This window comes from Imperialibacter sp., from assembly GCF_040222815.1.
Lineage (GTDB): Bacteria > Bacteroidota > Bacteroidia > Cytophagales > Cyclobacteriaceae > Imperialibacter.
The window spans coordinates 209,578-227,092 of record NZ_JAVKCH010000040.1 but is presented as its reverse complement, the minus strand read 5'-3'; the positions used below and the strand labels follow the sequence as shown (position 1 = coordinate 227,092).

The 17,515-nt window shown below is 45.5% G+C and carries 13 protein-coding genes; 2 read left to right on the top strand and 11 right to left on the bottom strand.

Going from position 1 to position 17,515, the window contains the following annotated elements:
- Positions 1 to 8: 8 nt before the first annotated feature.
- The 7 genes from RIF36_RS20630 to RIF36_RS20600 form a co-directional block, all read right to left on the bottom strand.
- The gene (locus RIF36_RS20630; protein ID WP_350124123.1) at positions 9 to 1,532 is read right to left on the bottom strand and encodes a M20/M25/M40 family metallo-hydrolase; all 1,524 of its coding nucleotides are present in this window, start codon (positions 1,530 to 1,532) and stop codon (positions 9 to 11) included.
- Positions 1,533 to 1,600: 68 nt separating this feature from the next.
- The gene (locus tag RIF36_RS20625) at positions 1,601 to 3,019 is read right to left on the bottom strand and encodes a glycosyltransferase family 2 protein (RefSeq protein ID WP_350124120.1); all 1,419 of its coding nucleotides are present in this window, start codon (positions 3,017 to 3,019) and stop codon (positions 1,601 to 1,603) included.
- 4 nt (positions 3,020 to 3,023) lie between these two features.
- Positions 3,024 to 4,076 carry a HEAT repeat domain-containing protein gene (locus RIF36_RS20620; RefSeq protein WP_350124117.1) on the bottom strand — a complete coding sequence of 351 codons (1,053 nt, stop codon included), beginning with the start codon at positions 4,074 to 4,076 and terminating at the stop codon, positions 3,024 to 3,026.
- Positions 4,077 to 4,131: 55 nt separating this feature from the next.
- A complete protein-coding gene (locus RIF36_RS20615; RefSeq protein WP_350124114.1) occupies positions 4,132 to 4,506 on the bottom strand; it encodes a response regulator transcription factor in 375 nt (124 codons plus the stop codon).
- 120 nt (positions 4,507 to 4,626) lie between these two features.
- Positions 4,627 to 6,543 carry a PAS domain-containing protein gene (locus RIF36_RS20610; protein WP_350124111.1) on the bottom strand — a complete coding sequence of 639 codons (1,917 nt, stop codon included), beginning with the start codon at positions 6,541 to 6,543 and terminating at the stop codon, positions 4,627 to 4,629.
- A gap of 7 nt (positions 6,544 to 6,550) precedes the next feature.
- Complete coding sequence (locus RIF36_RS20605; protein ID WP_350124109.1) at positions 6,551 to 6,742, bottom strand: hypothetical protein; 192 nt, start codon at positions 6,740 to 6,742, stop codon at positions 6,551 to 6,553.
- A complete protein-coding gene (locus RIF36_RS20600; protein WP_350124106.1) occupies positions 6,735 to 9,686 on the bottom strand; it encodes an ATP-binding protein in 2,952 nt (983 codons plus the stop codon). The genes RIF36_RS20605 and RIF36_RS20600 overlap by 8 nt, the downstream gene beginning before the upstream one ends.
- A gap of 103 nt (positions 9,687 to 9,789) precedes the next feature.
- Here RIF36_RS20600 and RIF36_RS20595 point away from each other — a divergent pair, with 103 nt between their 5' ends.
- On the top strand, positions 9,790 to 10,290 hold the full coding sequence (locus tag RIF36_RS20595) for a metallophosphoesterase family protein (RefSeq protein WP_350124103.1): 501 nt from the start codon (positions 9,790 to 9,792) through the stop codon (positions 10,288 to 10,290).
- Here the strand turns inward: RIF36_RS20595 and RIF36_RS20590 are convergent.
- The 3 genes from RIF36_RS20590 to RIF36_RS20580 form a co-directional block, all read right to left on the bottom strand.
- The gene (locus RIF36_RS20590; protein WP_350092270.1) at positions 10,287 to 12,137 is read right to left on the bottom strand and encodes a glycyl radical enzyme family protein; all 1,851 of its coding nucleotides are present in this window, start codon (positions 12,135 to 12,137) and stop codon (positions 10,287 to 10,289) included. The genes RIF36_RS20595 and RIF36_RS20590 overlap by 4 nt on opposite strands.
- 376 nt (positions 12,138 to 12,513) lie before the next feature.
- Positions 12,514 to 12,960 carry an RrF2 family transcriptional regulator gene (locus RIF36_RS20585; protein ID WP_350092267.1) on the bottom strand — a complete coding sequence of 149 codons (447 nt, stop codon included), beginning with the start codon at positions 12,958 to 12,960 and terminating at the stop codon, positions 12,514 to 12,516.
- Between the two features lie 52 nt (positions 12,961 to 13,012).
- Positions 13,013 to 14,845 carry a hypothetical protein gene (locus tag RIF36_RS20580; RefSeq protein WP_350124100.1) on the bottom strand — a complete coding sequence of 611 codons (1,833 nt, stop codon included), beginning with the start codon at positions 14,843 to 14,845 and terminating at the stop codon, positions 13,013 to 13,015.
- Between the two features lie 179 nt (positions 14,846 to 15,024).
- Between RIF36_RS20580 and RIF36_RS20575 the strand changes: the two genes are divergently transcribed.
- A complete protein-coding gene (locus RIF36_RS20575; protein ID WP_350124097.1) occupies positions 15,025 to 16,968 on the top strand; it encodes a pyridoxal phosphate-dependent decarboxylase family protein in 1,944 nt (647 codons plus the stop codon).
- A 94-nt stretch (positions 16,969 to 17,062) separates the two neighbouring features.
- Here RIF36_RS20575 and RIF36_RS20570 read toward each other — a convergent pair whose 3' ends face one another.
- A complete protein-coding gene (locus RIF36_RS20570) occupies positions 17,063 to 17,464 on the bottom strand; it encodes a hypothetical protein (RefSeq protein WP_350124094.1) in 402 nt (133 codons plus the stop codon).
- Between the last annotated feature and the right edge of the window lie 51 nt (positions 17,465 to 17,515).

Sequence of the window (17,515 nt, the reverse complement as noted above, 5' to 3'; positions counted from 1 at the left end):
TAGGCGCACTAAAGCTTCTCCGTCATAATAGCAGTAAATGTTTTTATCGCATCGATATAGTTGCCCAGCCTGATGTTTTCATTGGGACTATGCTGGTTGTTGTCGGGGTTAACCGTCGGCACCAGCACGGCAGGGATGCCAAGTGTTGTGACAAAAGGGGAGATAGGGATTGAGCCACCACCTGTTCGTATCATAATGGGCTCTGAGCCAAATGCCCGGGTCATGGCTTTCACCAGCCATTGCCCCACTTCTGTGTCATAATCGGTGCGAAAAGCTTTGTAGCTTATTTCGTAGTCAAATGAAACTATTTTCGACTTCGACATTCTTTCTTCTTCTGTCGGCTCACGGTTGTCAATTACGTAGTAGCCCTGGTTTTTGATGTGCTCTTTTATCAGCCCAATCAACCTTTCCGGGTCGCTTTCCATGACCAGCCTCACGTCGATTTCGCCTGTAGCGGTTGGTGGCACAATGGTGCGCACTTCTTTTCCCACCCAGCCAGACGACATCCCCCTGATGTTCAGGGAAGGGTATTGTATCGACTCCTGATAGTTTGTGCCTACTTTGTCGATGTCGGCAATCCCAATTTTCTTTTTGATAAAGGCCTCATCGTCAGGCACGCTGGCCATGATGGCTTTGGTTTTTTCATCAAAGGTTATCCCGTCGTAAAAACCGGGAATAACGACCCTGCCGTCTTTGTCTTTCATGCTGCCAAGCAACTGAGCCATGTTGAGTGCGGGGTTAGGGGCGTAGTTGCCATAGTGGCCGCTATGCTGGGCTACCCTCGGACCAAATGTATGGAGCGTGATGGTGGCAATGCCTCTGGCTCCAAAGGTCAGCGTAGGCTCATTGCTCACGTGCCTTGGTCCGTCGAATATGATGAGCATGTCGGATTTCAGGTCTTCTTTGTAGGCAACCACTGCGCCCGGAAGTCTTGGTGAGCCTAGCTCTTCCTCAAAATCCATGATCACCTTGATGTTGAAGTTAGGCTCCGCTTTCAGCTCTTCCATCACATCAAGTGAGGTGAGGTAGGCCATGGCCGCTCCTTTGGAGTCGCTGGTGGAGCGGGCAAAAATTCGCCATTCCGGATCAAACGAATCGCTGAGGTTGCTCCAATCGATTTCCGTAAAATCACCTTTGCCGTCCGGCTTCTTTAATGCAGGAATCCAGGGGCTTTTTTGGAACCACCTGGTAGAATCTACCGGCTGTCCATCCAACTGCAGATAGACGAGAACCGTTTTGGAGGCTTTTTTTGCCTTTCTTTCTGCCAGCAGTAGGGGAACGGTTGACGTCTCCAGCCTTTTGGTAGCAAATCCTCTGTTTGCAAAGGCTTTTTCGCACCATTGAATGTTTTTTTCAATATCGGCAGGGTAGTGTGCGTCATTTGGAAGGCTCAAAAGCTCATACAGAGTGTTGAGACTTTGCTTGCCATGCTCCATTGACAATTGGTTCAGCTTTTCTGGAGTTACCTTCTGTGCAATGGTATTGAAAGGGAGAACTAGCAGGACTGTAAATATGAGAAGTAATTGTTTCATCGTTATTTTTTTTCCACCGTACATTATTATAAATTTTAAAGGAGGGCTAAAAGGAGCCTGGCTCGTTTTCATTTTGCCTCTGCTTTCTTTAAGAATCCGGTTCTCGACATTTCGCCCCAGCTTTTCCTCCCCCTCCACTTATCAAACGTTCCTCGAATTGCCCAATACATTACCGAGGGGTGAAAAAGTACTGGCTCAAGGCAAGCGGTGGCCAGCATTTTATAGAAATCCCTTTGACGAGTGTAGCGGTAGAAAGAAATTTCTTCAAATAAGAGTGTAAGAACGGAAATGAATATCGAAAACAAGTATACAAACAACAGTAGTGTCAGCGTATAGCCCCAGTTAACAAACCCCGCAAGAGTCAGGTACACAAAAAAGAGCAAGCCTGAGAGCTCAATCCAGGGTGCCAAAAGCTCAAACATAAACCAATAGGGGTAGCTGAGAACCCCGAGCAAACCATATTTAGGGTTCAGGCAAATTTTTCTATGGCGGCTGAGTGTTTCAATAGTGCCCCTCATCCATCTGTTTCGCTGACGACCCAATATTTTCCTGTCCGACGGAGCTTCAGTCCAGCAAAGCGGGTCAGGCACGTAAATCACTTTCGCCTTCCTGCCTATCTCCGTTAATTTTCTCCTTATGCGAACCACCAGTTCCATGTCTTCACCCACTGTGGACTTGTCGTATCCGCCTACCGTCAACACCACTTCACGTTTGAATAGACCAAAAGCACCAGAAATGAGCATTAGGCCGTTTAGTCGGCTCCATGCCATTCTGCCTAGTAAAAATGAACGCATGTACTCGAGTACCTGGAACCGGGCCAGGAGGCTTTCTGGCAAATTGACTTTTATCAACCGGCCTTCCTCTACAATGCAGGAATTAGCGATACGAACAACACCGCCGATCGCCACCGTGTTTTCCCTGTCTTCAAGGTAAGGTTTCACCATTTTTAGCAGGGCATCGGGTTGGATAATGCAGTCGACGTCTATGCAGGCCACTAGTTCTTTGTTACTGATGTTAATGCCAGCATTCAATGCGTCGGCTTTGCCACCGTTGACTTTATCAACCACAATAAGCTTTTTGTAGGCCCTGTTTTGTGATTTATAAATTGCCCTTATGTCATTGCAAGGCAAGGTGCGATCAATAAGGAAGTCAACTTTTTTTAAATCAAATGCCTGCTGCATCTTTTCAAGAGAGTCGTCCTTGCTGCCGTCATTGACGATAATGATGTCGTAGTTATTGTATTCGATTGACATAAGAGATTTCACATTCTCGATAATAGTCAATCCTTCATTGTAGGCAGGAGCAACCAGCGATAAGGAGGGGGCCAAAGGTGACGAAAGGATCATTTTGTAATCAGCAAATGAGTTTTTCGTCATGTACCTGCGCATTTCAAAGTAAGAAATGAGGGCCAAAATCAAATAGGATGAAAAGATGGCCACAGCATAGACCAGATATAAAAACTGCAAACCGTATATAATCTTAATCATTGGTTTAGCTGTTGTTCAATGGTTCTTTGATGTGAGCAAGTGCGGTAGCTAAATGAATGTGGGTTTGCAGATCGTACGATTTTCTGATGAGCTCTTCGGCATTGCCAGAAATTTCTTCAATGGCCATAACGGTCGCCAGCAACGTGTCCGAATGGTCTGTCTCAAGAAGGGTGAGCAAACCTTCCACCTCATCGGGCCCACCAACTTTTGCCAGCGCATTGATAGAAAGAATTTTTAAGTCCTGCCGGTCAGTGTTCACCAGGAATTTATAAACGCCTGGAGCATCCCTGTCATCTCCCATTTCTGTAACGGCTCTTAAAACCGCTGCCTGAACCTGATATTCGTCACTGAAAAGATGACCCCTTATGTTGTCCATATGGGCAACAAGCCTAAAAAACACACACATGTCAATAATAAACGCTCTTACCTCCCAATTTGGATTGCGTAGCCAGTAGTCATATTGCACACGATGAGCCAGGCCTGTCCTTAGTAACGTGTGATGCAAACTTAAAATGTGCCAACCGGAAAGATCCTTCCAGCTTGTTTTTAAAAAGAACAGCGGACTTCCTGCACTCAAATTTAGCAAGGCCACCTGGGTCTCCTGCCGCACAATTTGACTGCTATGGCCAAGGTGCTGGAGTACATGATGATATCCGGATTTGTACTCAAATTGACTTAGCTCATGAATTCCCCTAACAACTGAGGTCATCTTTCGGCTATTGGCTTTTTTTATACTCAACTTTTGGAGCCCAAGAAGCTCATATAGATCCTCCAATACCTGATCGAACTCTCCGTGGAGGTTTTTCCTCAAAGAAATCAAGTGCCTTATGAAAATTCCCTTGAGAAAGCTATTTTCAAGCTTGACTTTGATTTCATCTAATTGATATCGGTGTACACTCGACCATTTGAGACCTTCATTTTCCGTGGACGATATCAGGTAGTTGTTAAGATCCTTCTCAATTACTTTAAGTAGATTCTTCTCACTTTCATATCGGCGTTTTTTTCTGACCTTTAGCACACCAATCAGGATTACCACTCCAATAGCGGCTGTCGCCATCAACTTATTTAGGAAGTATATAATCTCTATCGGAATCAAAGCTTTCTTTATGAAACTATTGATGACCAAGCAGCCTTTTTACTCTTATGACAAGCTCTTGCGGGCTAAAGGGCTTTGTTAGAAAATCGTTGATGCCCAATTTGAAGCTCTGAAGCACTGTGTTTTCCACTCCTTCTGATGACAATATGATGATGGGTGTTTTTCTTTTTAACTCCACTCTTATATACGTGGTCAGCTCCAGTCCAGAGGCATAAGGCATATGAATATCTGTAATGACCAGGTCATACTCATTGTCTCGTATCATCTCTTTTGCCTTTTTGCCATCTGCGGCTAACTCGCAATTCGTATAACCCGCTCTGGAAAGCTTGAATCGTATCAGCGAGCTTAGTGCCTCATCATCCTCACAAATCAGTATTTTTACAATTTCCATAGTATGCAGAAAAATTATTCTGTAATAAAACACTGCAAGGTACTGCAATATAGCTTTGTGACATACCCGCATGTGTAAGCAGACGTAAAACTTACCTTTAAATAAAGCTATTATGACTTACTATTTGACATTGCGCCAGTTACCGGAATCAGTGTTTTTTATCGAAAGCGTAAAGTCCTCAATCGCTTTCACCGTCGTTGTTACTGCCGTTTGAAGCCTGTTTACGTTGCTAACCAGCTTTTCCTTATTCTCCCCACCGGTAGTTTCAATCTCTTTGAGTAAACTTACCAAAGGATTCAGAAGCTGTTCGGAAAGGGTAGAAGAAAAGTCCCTTAGCTCCTGGTGTTGCGTTTTAAAGGTGTCAGCCCCCTTAAGTGATTCTTCACTACGCTTTCTGTCGGTAATGTCCACGCTAACCCCAAGCAGGCCAGTGATAATGCCTTCTGTGTTTTTTATTGGTATTTTTGATGTCAGAAACCAACGTGTTTCTCCTGAATTCAATGTCATGGAGGTCTCCACACCCAATATAGGTTCTCCCGTCGAAAATACTTGTAAGTCTTCCGCTTTTGATAAGTCAGCAGACGCTTTCGGGAACAACTCATGATCTGTTTTGCCTATAACAAGCGACTTATCGTTGAGGCCCATAAGCGACAACTCGGCTTTGTTGATAAGAATTTTTCTTGACTCAATATCCTTAGCGTAAATATTTACCGGAATGTTGTCAATAAGTGTTTGTAAAAATTCTCTCCCTTCTGTTGCCTCGATCTCTACTCTTTTTCTTTTGTCAATGTCCTGAAAAGTACCGTTTAGCCTCACACACTTTCCATTTTCAAAAATTGGTTTACCTATTGCCCTTACCCATTTTTCTTTGCCGACCGAGGTAATTATTCTTAGCTCCACGTCCCATGGTAAGCCTAGTGAAATGGCGTCATTGACGGTTTTGGCCATGGCGTTGCGGTCTTCACCTTCTTTGTAAAACTTAATAGCGGTTGACAGATCGGGCTGGTAGTCCTCAGGCACTTCGTGGATACGCTTGGTTGTGGTGCTCCAGGTGACTTTATTGGTTGCCAGATCAGCCTCCCATCCGCCAACCATGGCCACCCGGTTAATGTCGTAAAGGCGGTCCAGCGTAGTTTTCATTGATTTTGTTTGCTCAGCCACTTTTGACTCCAGCGCTTCGTTGTACGACTGCAACTGCTTTTCTGTATATCGCCTTATGTCATGAGACAAATTGAGGCGCTTAGCAATGAGACCGACATAAATCAGGCTAAAGAACAACGAAATAACACCAATTAGTACTGTGGATGTCTTGGCCGTTATGAATTGATGAGATTCAAGGGTAGTCAGCAAATAGCCTGCAATCAGAACTGTTCCAATCATCTGTGCAAACATTTTTCTGGACAGTATATTCCCTGGCTTTTCTCCCATCAAAATGTTAGCTAAGCCAAATTGTGAGAGACTTGAAAGGCAAATCGAGGTAGCAAAGAATAATATGGCTGTGTGCAACGCCATTGATGAAATAAAAACCAACCTGTCGTTTGGCGACAGCCCAAACGCCACTCCCACAATGGACAGGAGCGCCATAAATGAAACCAGGTGGAGGCCATATTGCTTTAGCCGCAGATACCATCTGCGGCTTGTTAAATTGGTAAGCGCAAAAGCCGTTAAAAGAAATGCAGCGGAGCTACCTGTGGACATTCTTCCGGGATATTTCACACTCCGCTGATCGGTTACAAATAGTTGGTCTATTCCCAGACTAATGCCAAAAATATATTCAGCTAATGTTACCAGGGTGAGGAGGCTAAGGAAAATGGTTAGGACGACCACTGCCCATTTTTGCTCGTAGGCCTTACCTATGAGTGCCAGTCCCAGCAGAGAAAAGCCCAGCGCTGTATTAAACTTCATACTCGCTCCGGCTACTCCCAAATCTTTTAAGTAGGATAAATCGAGCATCCACCCCACCATTACTATTAAGGCAATGGTCAGCGACACCAGGCCGCACACTCTAAGAGATTTTTTCTTTTCTAATGATAACATCAATATGCTAAATAACCTTGTTAAGAATTGGTCGGTGTTTGCTGTTTGGCAAAGGATTTGGCTTCGAGGCCCCCAGCGCCGCCACTATTCTGATCAAGTGCGTTTGCAGCCATTTCAAATCCGAAAAGTTACCGCCTCCCTTTTCAGGAGGGACGTCAAACGCTTTATTGTTTTCAATTACAACATCTGTTTCAGTCATTCAATATGGTGTTTTTTATTTCTTCTATTACAGCGCCAGCTTCCTTCAATATAGCTTCAACAAGCGATGTTTCTGAGAAAAAAGATGCTTTGTGTGACTTAAGTTCATCGATCTTCGATTCCAGCGTTTCCAACTCAAAAAGCATATTTAGTGACTTGATTTTATGAGCGATTGTGTGCAATAGCTCAAGGTCTTTCTCCTCAACGGACTTCTTCAGATCGCTGACAAACTCGATGTAGTTTTGCATGCTGTTGTTGGAAAACTCCATTACAAATTCCTCGTCGCCTTCTCCTAACTCATAGATTTTACGCTTTAAAGAAGAATCAGCTGCTGTCACTTCCTTTTTTACTCGCCCGGCATATTTCTCAATAATGGCATAAAGATCCGCTGGTTTAAATGGTTTGCTGAGGTAGTCAGTCATACCAACTGCAAATGTTTTTTCCCGAATATTGGAGAATGCGTCAGCCGTTAACGCAACGATGGGGATATTCTGGAAATACTCGTCTGCGCTGCCCCGTATTTTAATGGTCGCCGTAAATCCATCCATTACCGGCATTTGGAGATCCATCAGCACCAAATCATATGTCTTTTTTTGCAGGGCGTCAAAAGCTTCTAATCCATTGGCTGCAATGTCAAAAGTAACATCCACATACTTGAGAAACTTCTTCATGATGATTTGATTGGCGGTGTTGTCCTCCGCCACCAGCAGATGTATATCCTTGCCATTGAAGTCTTTGCTTTTTTGTACCGACTTCCTGGTCAATTCCACTTCGAGAGTGGTTTCCTCAAGTTCGATATCGAAAAAGAAGGTTGAACCTTCTCCAGGTTTACTTTGCAGTTGAATTTCGGAATCCATCATCTCCAAAATTTTCCTTGTGATGTACAAGCCAAGACCTGTTCCTCCGTATTTTCTGGTAGTTCCCCCTTCAGCCTGACTAAATGCTTCAAAAATACCCTTTTGCTGTTCTTCGGACATGCCAATTCCTGTGTCGGTTATTGACACCCGCATTTTGCAAAAGTTATCCCTTCGGCTTAATAATTTGGCCGAAATGGTCACGTTGCCATTTTCGGTAAATTTAATAGCGTTGCCAGCCAAATTGTAGAGAACCTGTGTGACTCTTGTGTCATCACCGATAAACGCATGGGGAAGATTTTTATCGTAGTCTACTTCTACCGTGACCAGATTTTCCTTTGCCCGAAAAACCAATGAGCTTTTAATCGCATTCACCAAATAGAAAAAATCGAATGGCGCATAGTCAAGCACCAATTTTCCGGCCTCTATTTTAGATATATCGAGGATGTCGTTGATGAGGCTCAGCAGACTTTCACCAGAAAATTTGAGGAGGTTGAGGTGCTCCTTTTGATCGAATCTTGGGTTTTCCAGCAAAAGGATTTGGGTAATGCCATTGATGGCGTTCAGAGGAGTGCGTATTTCATGGCTCATGGTGGCCAAAAACTGCTCCTTGGCCTTGGAAGCTTCTTCGGCGACCTCTTTTGCTTTTTGCAGCTCTTCCTTCTTGAGCCTATTGTTGGTGACGTCTTCTGTGAACATCAGGATGCCTCCAACAGTGTCCTGGTCGATGTACCATGGCCTCACCTCCCATTTTAGCCATTGGATCGTGCCATCTGCTCGTTCAAATGGATCTTCGTCTCTCATTTCAACAGCACCATTAAGGCATTTTCTGTGGATATCTTTCCAGCTGTCACTTACTTCAGGAAAAATATCGTAGTGGCTTTTTCCGATAATGACCTGATCTTGAATGTTGTATTCTTCTACCCATTTTTGGCTGGCCGCTATGTACCGTAGTTCTTTGTTGAACATTGCAATCGACGCAGGCGCCCTTTCGATAAAGGCCTTGAGCTGCATTTCAAGCACTTTGCGGTCGTGGATGTCAACGATGCCAGCAATGAGTAAGGAAATTTTCCCATTCTCAGAGCGCTGCGTATTGCCTGTGGCCTCCACCCATTTGTAATCCCCGCTCTTCATCTTCACTCTCACCTCAATCGTTGAGGGGAGGCCAGTTTTTATTGACGAATCCGTGGAGTCCATAAGTATGGGTACGTCAGCCGGGTGTACCAGGCCAATAAATGACTCAGCGGTACCATTTATCTCACCCTTTTTATAGCCCAGCAGCGTGTAAAGCGCATCCGACCAGCTCTCGGTGTTCTCATGTATGCTCTTCTCCCAAATACCAACCTTGATTGAGTTGGTAAGAAATTCAAGCTTTTCTGCTTTCAGTTTTTCCAGTTTCACCGATTCTTGCAGGTCTTCTCTTGCTTCTTCAAGCCTTACAGAATAATGTTTGATGGCATTTAGCGTGACCAGAAGCACAGTAGTCGCTGAAAGTAATACTGAAATAGCAATTGAATAATTGACCAGTGTGGTGCTACTACCTATCTCATCCAATACTTCGGAGGAGAGGCGCTCATACTCATTGGTAATTTGATCCATCAAAGGCAGAAAGGCTGACTCGTAGGCCAGAAGACTTTCAGCATTTTGTTTCGATGCCGGGCTTGAATGAGCAATAGATTTGGCCGTGCGGGTCAGTCCCTGAAAAGAATCTTCAAGCTCATCAAAGAGAGAGTCTAGCCTTGTGCTTTGTTCTTTATTTTCTTTGAAAGCAAAGTTGTCTTCTGTCAGTGAGCGATGGGCCTCTGCGAAAATAAGGGAAAGGGAATCGATTGTTTTCTTACGGTCGATGGAAAGGCTATCAGAATAATAAATCAGCAGCCCCGTTTTGCTGATATTTTGGCTCAACATTCGTTGTCTGCCAGCCACATTAATTACCTTGCCAAGGTCGGTGTTCATGGCAATGAATCTATCGAGCCTGGCGTTGAGGAACAGCGCCACGCCAACGACTATGGAGACCGCCACAATGAAAAGAACAATCAGATTAGCTCTGATTTGGTTGTATTCGATTCTATGCTGACTATCAATATCCATTTTCTATTTGGTGTAGTATTCAGGGTAGCGAAGCGAATATTGTAAACCTACCAAATATTCTTTTTAAACTCGTTTAATTGCCTGAATTCGTATTGAACATATAATGATAAAAATAGGATTGATCTCAGACACGCATGGTTACCTGGACGAAAGAGTGTTTGAATATTTTACAGAGTGTGACGAGATATGGCATGCTGGCGACATTGGCGACCTGGCTGTGATGAAGCGGCTAGAGGCCTTTAAGCCAACGGTTGGAGTGTATGGCAACATCGATGGAACCGATATTCGGCATATATACCCCGAAGATCAAGTGTTCGAAAGAGAAGGTAAAACCATCTGGATCACACATATAGGAGGCTATCCTCCGAAGTATAATCGAAGAGTATTAAAGCAGCTGGATACTATCAAACCGTATCTTTTCATTTGTGGCCACTCTCATATTGTAAAAGTACTTACCGACAAAGCAAGGCTTCCCCTGATCCACATCAACCCGGGTGCTGCAGGCATGCAGGGCTTTCACAAAATGCGCACCATCATGCGGTTTGACCTGACACCAGAAGGAGTTAGGAATATGCAGTTAATTGAATTGGGGAAAAGGGGTTAAACGATGGCACAAGCCCCACCGGCACAAGCTGCCTCAGCCTGTAGGTCGGTTTCATCTTCAGCTTCCACTACCTTTGAAAGGTCGATGCTGCGCAAACTTATCTCCAGCTCATTGAATTCTTCCCAGGTGATATCTTCAAACGGAGGCTGTTGATAGTTCCCGCTGTCAAAAGGAAGCACACTCAGTCCGTTGTACGAAGCTTTGTTCTCCCACATCCATTGCCCGACCTTTTCCCACTCGTCATGTTTGATCGACACAGTCGCTGACACATTGTTGGCGTTGTTGCCGAGGCGGTATCCGTTTCTTACCCACTCGGTATTGAAAGCCCTTATTCTTTCCAGTAAGTCCATAGCGCTCTCGCTTCGGGTAATGCTCCCTTCCGGCGCCTTCTGAGGGATACAAATGATCCCCTGTTTTTCGTTGAGCAGATCGTCCTCCAGCAATTCAGGGTGATTGTCCTTCAAGTATTGGTACAATGCTTCATTCTTGCCTATTCTTACCCTTCTCAGGTAGAAATCGTTGTGCCAGGCATGGATGCCAGAAGAGGTGCCCAATACCAGCGAACTGGTGCCGGAGGGTTTTATGGTAGTGCACCTGGCGGCAAAGTTTATCCCTATCTTCGCCGATACCTCCATGTTGACATGCTTCACTTCATCAGCTGCTTCCTTCAAATCCATTTGGAAAACTCTCCCGCTGGCTATTCCCGTCATTCCTACGCCGATAAGCGCATCCTCTTCAGTTGTTTTTATCCATTCTTCTCTCAGGTAATGAAAGTCGGTAAACCCGGCCTGAAGCGTACCCAGAAAGCCCGCAGCTCTGGCCCTGGCATTCAAGTCTTCCTGCGTTTCTACATCCGAAACGTTAATTTCGCAGAGGTTGCAGAACTGAAAGGGTCGCAAAGCAATTTCGCAGCAAGGGTTGGTTCCCCACTCAGGGTGATTGGTAAAATAGAAACCAGGTTCACCAGACCCCGATAGCTCTATTTTCTTCCAAAGCTTGATAAAAGACTCTTTGGTAGTGCTGTCTCTGGTGAGCACCACGGAGTTGTTGGCTCGGCCTCTTTGCTCATTAAGCTCCCACCAGTTGCCAAACTTACAGCTCAGCATTTCATCATCTTGCGGCGAAAAAAGAGATATCATAGCTGACCTGCGAATGCCACCCGAAAGTACAGCATTGGCAATATGGCACATGATGTCGTGGCACTCCAGTGATGACAGCTTTTCACCGTTCTGCTTTCTTTCAAGGACGGAGATGACATGAGCATGGCAAACTCTCAGTGGCTCAGGGCCCGGTGCTTTACCGCCGGCGGTCACCAGTCTCGCTCCCTTGGGCCTTATATCCGAGTAATCGAAGTCAGGCAGAGCGCTATGAAACCCAAAATAGGCCTTCATAATCATTTTGATGGAATCGGCCCAACCCTCCAGGCTGTCGCCGACCAAAAATCTTCTTCTTCGCTCGGGCTTTTGAATAGCGGGCAATTGACTAATGTGATGTAGTTGAACAGAAAAACCGACGCCAGTTCCACCCAGTAGCAAAAACATGGTTTCTGAAAATGCTCTTATATCATCTAACGGCAAGTAGGCGCAGTTGTAGATACGGCTGTTATTTTTAACAATAGGAGCTCCGGCAAACTGCATGGCCCGCATGGAGGGAAGTACTTTTTTTTGTAACACAAATGCCATGTTTTCCCGAATCTCCTCTCGCATGTGAGGGTATTTGTCCACCATCATTTCTTCGTAGCGACCGCAGATTTCCGGCCACAGCTCCCTGCGATTGAGCTCCGGAATGTACCGTGCATACTTCATGTGCACGATAATGTCACTGAGAATTTCCTGGTTTAGTTCCATGTCTTTCTTTGTTCTGGGTGGATAATACTGATCAGCTACTGCCTATGCCTTCAAAAGCCGAGATGCTGCGCCATACTGAATTGGACAAAGGCCCTCCAACTGACTCGCCTCTGAGGATTTCGTCTGCTCAACAAATATATTAATAAAAGATTAAAAAGTCTTTTATTAAATCACCTTTGTTTGAGCTTATCTCGTGGAGATGAAAGGTGACTTTAGGAGCCTGAAAAGGTAGGTCTTTGCGGTCTTGAGCCAGTTCTTTTCAAAAGCACATCAGGTTCCAATAGATTCGCCTTCGTAAGCCGCAGAAGAGGTTGTTTCAGGAGAGGGGTCACAATAGTTGCAAATGCCTCGAGGCGCACCGCTCCGCAAATCTTCCCTAGCTGTTAATGCTATGGTTTTTGAGAAACACTTTGCCTTGCTCTATTTTTTTCACAAGATCCTGAACGTGCTGGTTTTGCATGCTTTCCTTCAATTTATCCCGGAAGGCTTTTACGTCGTGATGAATAGGGCAAGGGAATTTGTCTGAGCATTCTTTCAGCCCAAGCACGCAAAGGCTGAATACCTCCTTGCCATCAATTACCTTCACTATGTCCATCAGTGGCACAGGCTTGCCTTCTGGATGAAGATAAAACCCGCCATTCGGGCCTTTATTGGAAGATATGATACCTTCCCTCACCAGCTGTTGTAAGATTTTACCAACAAACGGGTCCGGGGCGTCAATTTCCCTGGCGATTTCTTTGAAGCCCGGTTTCAGCCCATTAGCGCTTTTGATGGCAATGTACATGACCGCTCTTACGGCATATTCGCAGGCTTTTGAAAACATGCCCGTAAGTTATGTCGCCCCTGAGTCTTCTGCAAGGGGCTCATGAGGTGCTTTACACAGCCACTAGCGAATTTGTATGGCTAACATAGTTTTCGTACAACGACCGAAGTTTGTATTCTTCTTTTTCAAGCGAGTCAAGAAACCGATATTTCAGTTCGTCGATACCATGGGCGATGTCGACTGCCATATGCCTGTAGAAGGCTATGCCTTCCAGCAAGTTGTCATGGAATGTTTTGAGGGATTTGCCCTTTTTACTACCCACCTCGTCGCTATGGAATTCCATCGACTCTTTCAGGTGATCGATATAGAGCTGTAGTTCCCTGATAAACATATGGTGCCTTTGCTGGTTGGAGATCACATTGGCCCTGCCATAAATGTGATCGACCATAGCTTGAAGAGACATTGTTGCTGAAAAATTGACAATGTTTGGGCCCGGGCAAATTGTAACTGCCCCCAGGTTTTTGAATGGCTTGAGTTGGTAATTGTGAACCGCTGAATTGCTCAATCCGATGCACAGACATTCTTTATCGAGCGCATTGCTCAATTGCTGCTGATATTGATCTTCCGGGAGATTCATCCCCTGCAACTGTTTTATCTTTAATTTCTGATACCTATAGGAGGCGGTGCAAATGGGCTCTTTGGTAAACTCGGTATTGGAAACGAGGTATTTCTCAGTGCAAGGACTGCCAGGCCGACCTTTTTTAATTCGATTCAGTTTTTCCTCATCCGAACTGGTTCCTTTCAGGTAATGAAAGCGTACACCGAGAGGCGAGTTTTTACTTAGTTTGAGGTCATCTTGCCCTGCTTTGGCAAGCAACTGCAACGTCTTGTCGTCCACGGTGGTGGCCTCTGGTACAAGTAAAAATGGCGTGCCCCAGCCGGTGCTGTCCATTCCCATAAACCTTCTGAGAAACTGATCTTCCTCATAGGTGCCTATGCCTCCCTGCACCGTGATTTTTATTGGGTGAGCTTCATTATAGGTGCGGAGGCCTTTTTCCTGGAGTGCTCTGTTGTATATTTCAAATAGTTCGGTACGCAATTCTGCTCTTTTGTTTTTGAACTCGTCCAGAATTGGCCCCAGCAGGAGGCCGTCGGTAGCAAAAGCATGTCCTCCGCAGTTAAGCCCCGACTCTATCCTGAACTCGCTAACCCAAAGGCCCTTCTTGGCCAGGTACTTGCCCTGAATCAGGGCCGATCTGTAGTCACTTACCTTAATGACTATTTTCTTTTCAAAATCGCCCCAACCCTTTGCGGCTAATTGATGCAGCTTTTCCATATAATTGAACAGGCGGGGGTTCATACCAGCCGACAGCACCACCGAGGAGTTGGTCAGGTTACTGTTTACATAGCCTCTCAGAGCGGCAAGGGCATCTGATCCATCTTCTATTGGGTTGCCAGAGGAGTCGGTGTTCACCTTGTCGACCTTAGTCATGATGTTCACGTCAATGCTCCCTGGCTGTATCTGGGTTTTTAAAAAGTTCTGGAGTTGATCCTTTTCCTCCTGATCCTGTAGTTCATTCATTTGTTGAAATAACTGCCTGGCCTTGTTGCCATCAGGGAGCATTTCAAAGTACTTGTTTATCTCTGACCCCGCCTCAAAAGTTGAGTTGCTGAGGGTTTCCACCTGCTGGCTCACAATTCGGTTCACCAGATTAAGGTAGTCGGTAATACGTCTGGCTCTGTAGTCTTCCTCCTGCTCCGTGATCGGGTGATAGGTTTCACCTATTTGTGAGTAGTAGTAACTCCTCATTTTCTCAATCAGATTGTCCTCAATGATGGAAATCACCGAAGATATGCCAAACCTGGCCACCTTTATCGGGGAATCAATGGTGTAAGCTAATCCCATGACGGGGATATGAAAGCTGTGATGCGGTGAGTTGTTCATCGGGAATTAGTTTGTGCGTTACTGGGTAACATTTCTGCAAATATAAAATAATAAAAGATAAATAAGTCTTTTATTTGAAATCAGTTGTAACGTACCCAAAAGTCTTGCCCAAACCTGACGAAGATCATAGGGTCGTCGGAGGGGTAGTTTTAGCTTTGAAGAGAAAAAGAGTAGTAGCTATGGCGAAGTCAGAAGAAGAGCTTCCATTGGGCGCCTGGTTCCTGGGGCCAAAGTCAGAGCAGGCAGGCGTCTGGCAAGAAGTAATCAATTACATTTTTCAGGACTACGCCCACTGGCGGAAAAACTATTTTCCGGAGGATCCACTGATTTTGGGTAGGGCCCAGCGACGCTCGCACGACTTGTGGTTTGATAAATTGAGTAACGAGCTCGATTTTGCTCTTAATCAGCTGAAGGCTGACTATCCCTTTTACTCGCCCCGCTACCTGGCGCATATGATATCGGAAACAAGCATGCCAGGCGTCATGGGCTATTTTGCGGGTATGCTGTACAATCCCAACAATGTTTCGGATGAGGGGGCGCCCGTCACAGTGAGGCTGGAAATAGAGGCGGGTAAAATGATTGCTGGTATGCTCGGCTACGACACCGACAAAAGCTGGTCGCACATTACCTCTGGTGGCACCATTGCTAATATGGAAGCACTTTGGATGGCCAGGCAAACGCAGTGGATTCCCGTGATGGTGGCCGGGCTTTGCCGGGAGCAATCCATCGCCTTCCAGGTGCACTTGCCTGACGGGACTCGCAAAGATATCAGGGATGTGCCAGTCGCCAACTTGCTCAACCTTACACTCAACGAACGATTGAGCATTCCAGAGCGGCTGGCAACTCAGCGCAAGGCGGATGATGCTTATCGGTGGTTGGAGGAATCTTTTCAATCCAGCAAATTCAACATAGGCAAAAAAGGGGTTGGTCTTTACCGGGACATTGGGCTGGAACCAGTCATCTTTGTGTCGGAAGCGGCACACTATAGTATCAAAAAAATTACCAACCTTCTCGGCTTTGGCGAAGATCAAGTGATATCAATACCTGTCGACACCCATTTCAGGATTTCAATCCAAGCACTTGAAGAAGCGATACTTGGGCTAAGTGCTTCACAAACTATCGTAGCGGTGGTCGGTATCTTGGGTACCACCGAGGAAGGCGCCGTTGATCCGTTGGTTGATATCGAAAGAATAAGGAAAAAATATGAACAGGAGCAATGTAAGTCCTTCTGGCTTCATGCCGACGCAGCCTGGGGCGGTTATTTGCGGACGCTCTATGTGGACGACCCCGAACAATCAGCTGCTGCTTCCAAGGATGCGTTCGACAATAAGGGCATAGAATTCATACATCTGGCCGACTCTGTAACGATCGATCCTCACAAGCTAGGCTATATCCAGTATCCTTCCGGCGTCATCAATTTTAAAGACAAACGCAGTATGCTGTATGCCAGGCAAAAGGCACCTTATATTCACGACGACCAGGCGGATGTGAATTATTTCGACACCAAAATACTTGATGAAGCCATTGGCCCCTATATCATTGAAGGGTCGAAGCCGGGGGCTGCTGCGCTGGCAACCTGGCTGACACACAAAACCATCCCTCTTCACAGAAACGGTCATGGGAAAATTATCAGGCAGTCGTTGGCTGGTGCGCAGAGGCTGTATCATCTAATTGATGACGCTGTATTTCAGGATTCCCGGTTGACGATCCGTCCGTTGACCCAACCCGATACCAATGTTGTCTGTTACCTGGTGCTGCTGGAGCGGGCGTCGTTAACGGAAAATAACACGATCAATAGAAGGATTTACGAAGCCCTTTCGTTGAGAACGGCCGACAAGCACCATCTTATGCCTTACGATCATGCTTTTTTTGTTTCGAGAACTCAGCTCAGGCTTGAGCAGTATTCCTGGCAGTCAGTCGGGGATGTTCTGACTGGTTTTGGTTTCACAAAGGAAGAATACTCTCAAGAGGGGCTTTTCATCTTACGTTCTGTGGTCATGAACCCCTGGCTCGAACAGTCCAAAGAAATGGGAGCCGACTACTTAAGCGACTTCGTGAAATTTCTCATGAATAAGGCGACTAAAATAGCTGAATCACTTATTGCGGGCCCACTGGCAGTGTAGCGATTTATATATAAAAGAGTAGCGTTAGGCTTGCTAAACACAAAAAGCCCCGCTTTTGCAAGCAGGGCTTTTTTCATATACTTAACCGAGTGATTTACTCAGCGTCCTTGTCTTTTTTCGCAGCTTTTGCTTTTGGAGCAGCTTCCTTCTTAGGAGGGGCAGTTTTCTTTGCAGCAGGCTTTTTCGCTTCTTTTGCAGGTGCTTCAGCTACTGGTGCTTCTGTGGCAGGTGCGGCAGCTTCAACTGCAGGAGCCTCAGCTTTAGGTGCAGGTGTTTCTTTTTTAGCTGCTGGCTTAGGAGCAGAGAACTGCTTCTTCAACTCTTCTAAGTCAACATTTTTTATAACGGGCGTTGCAGTCAAATGCTTGATAGAAAACTGCCTTGAAGCTGATACGTTTCTATTTTTACGACCCTTGCGTTTTAATCTTGTAACTCCCATGAGGTTCAATATTTTTCGAAATGGAGCGCAAATATAGTGGTTTACTTTCAAAATCATAACTCCCAACGCTATAAATCATAAAGCTTTAGGGTAATTCCATCGACTAAT